The sequence below is a fragment of the Peribacillus sp. genome (assembly GCF_059453735.1).
On record NZ_JAZVJO010000051.1, the window covers coordinates 1 to 2,277 of the forward strand.

Sequence of the window (2,277 nt, forward strand, 5' to 3'; positions counted from 1 at the left end):
TGTTTTTTATATAGATTGTTGTTTCTATAAAATCTTTATTGTTTAAGAATTGGAGTGAAAATTGGGTATTATATACTCTTCAAAAACGAAAGGGGGCAGTTCTTTGAAAAAAAACCTGTTGATATTGCTTGTGTTTTGTATTGTTTTTGTAACAGCTGCTTGTAAATCGGAAAAAACTATTAAAGAAACAAAATGGGAGGAAAATACCCCGGCTTTTACTAATGAGTATGGTGAAATGTTTGGAAAAGAAGGTAGTATTGGAATTATTGGTTCTAAAACTATTACAGAAGATGGTCAGAAGTGGATGTGGCATTTTTGGGGAACCGAAGATATATCCTATAAAGAATGGGAAGTGAAAGCTTATAAACAAGGGAAAGAAGAGGCGATAAATCCAATAAAATTCAGTGATGAAAAATTAATTCCTATTGATGAAGAAATAAACGGACACGCCCGTTCAGCCGTTTTGTTTCCATCATTGGGACTATGGAAGTTAAAGGTTTATATTGGCGAAGAATATTTCAATGAAATAATCGTAGACATTACTCAGGAATGATGGGAAGGGAAGTCAAACGATGAAAAACGTTTGGAGCTGATCCAAGAGCGTTTTTAGAAATGCAAACAATCAAGTTAAATCTTTATTATAATAAATTATGTGTTCAGCTTTATTTGCTATGCCACTAACCAGAGAAGTGGAAGGTAAAACTAATTAATAGTATAGTCATATGTACCAGATCCTGATTGTTTTTTTCTTGATCGAAGAAAGATTCAGCTGAGGGGTATTAAATATAAAATTACATTGCTTTTATTTTTTTGGCTCTGTTATCGTTTAATGTTGTTTTTATGTTAGACCTAATGCTTCTCTTCATTAGATGTGATTGAAGCAGAGAACGGCGACTCCTGCGGGATTAGCGAGCAGGGTGAGACCCCGCACGAAGGAGGAGCCTCACCGCTCGCCCCGCGGAAAGCGTCCGTTCGCAGCGGAAATCAACGAACTTTAACAGAGCGATTTTTTTAATAAAGTAAAGGCACAATGAATACTTAGATAGTTTTTTGATGATAAAAGAAAATGAGGTAGAAAAAATGATTGCAAAAACAGAAGAAGATTTTAATGGTTTGAAGGAAATAGGCAAAATTGTTGCCTCGATTAGAGATGAATTGGTACAAAAATCGATTCCTGGCGTAACGACCAAACAACTTGATGATATTGCCGGAGAACTTTTTGAAAAAGCAGGTGCAGTTTCAGCTCCAAAAGGTGAATATGATTTCCCTGGCTATACATGCATTAGTATTAATGATGAAGTGGCACATGGTATTCCGGGTAATCGGGTTATTCAAGAAGGGGATCTAGTAAATATAGATGTATCTGCTTCAAAGAATGGTTATTTCGCCGATACAGGGATCTCATTTGTAGTAGGAGAAGGAGAAGAAGTATTAACGAAACTGTGCAACGTTGCTAAAAAGGCGTTTGAAGCAGGCCTTCAGAAAGCAAAACCCGGTTCCAAAAAAAGCAGAATCGGAAAAGCCGTATTCGAAACAGCGAGACAGCATGGATTCACTGTTATCAAAAATCTTACAGGACATGGTGTTGGACGTAGCATCCACGAAGCACCTGACCATATTTTAAATTATTTTGATCCATGGGATAATGAAATTTTGAAGGAAGGGATGGTTATCGCATTTGAACCATTTATCTCAACCTTTGAAGAAGAAGTATTCCAAAAAGACGACGATTGGACCTATGCTACAGAAAAAAGCTATGTAGCTCAAATAGAACATACGATTATCCTTACTAAAAATGGTCCGATCATTGTCACACTTTAGACCTCGAAAGATGCATCCTAAGCAGGTGATTCACTGTACGTTTGAAAGGGAATGTTTCTATCTTAGTACTATATGGTATAAATGACTAAGCCTGATAGGCGGGTCAAATGGGACTGGTTAACACATCTTTCATATGGGGAGGGTTAGCAATGGATCTCCGAGTATAGATCTATTGAACGTGAATAGAAAAAGAAAGGAGATCTGTCCGTCACATTCAGAGAATGGCAGCCAGTGCAGTGAAAAGAGGGGAAAACAATGGATCAGAACAATCAATTAAGCAAGAAGACAGCTTTAATAGCAGGGGCTTCCGGATTGACTGGAAGCCGTCTGCTCCAACTTTGCTTGGACAGCGGCCGGTATGAAGAGGTGCGGGCTATTGTGCGCTCTCCTCTGGGGATCAAACATCCGCGGCTGGCAGAAACCGTGATATTGGATTTTGATGATCTGGAGGATTAC

General features: G+C 38.2%; 2 protein-coding genes and 1 pseudogene. All 3 read left to right on the forward strand.

Going from position 1 to position 2,277, the window contains the following annotated elements:
• Positions 1 to 103: 103 nt before the first annotated feature.
• A complete protein-coding gene (locus AC52RT_RS01635) occupies positions 104 to 553 on the forward strand; it encodes a DUF4871 domain-containing protein (protein ID WP_495539138.1) in 450 nt (149 codons plus the stop codon).
• Between the two features lie 527 nt (positions 554 to 1,080).
• Positions 1,081 to 1,821, forward strand: a complete 741-nt coding sequence (gene map / locus AC52RT_RS01640) for a type I methionyl aminopeptidase (protein WP_495539139.1) — start codon at positions 1,081 to 1,083, stop codon at positions 1,819 to 1,821.
• Positions 1,822 to 2,076: 255 nt separating this feature from the next.
• Positions 2,077 to 2,277: pseudogene (locus tag AC52RT_RS01645) on the forward strand (hypothetical protein); the annotation flags it as partial.

Excerpts from the sequence above, each read along its gene's own strand:
- map (WP_495539139.1), top strand. The coding sequence starts at position 1,081 with ATGATTGCAAAAACAGAAGAAGATTTTAATGGTTTGAAGGAAATAGGC.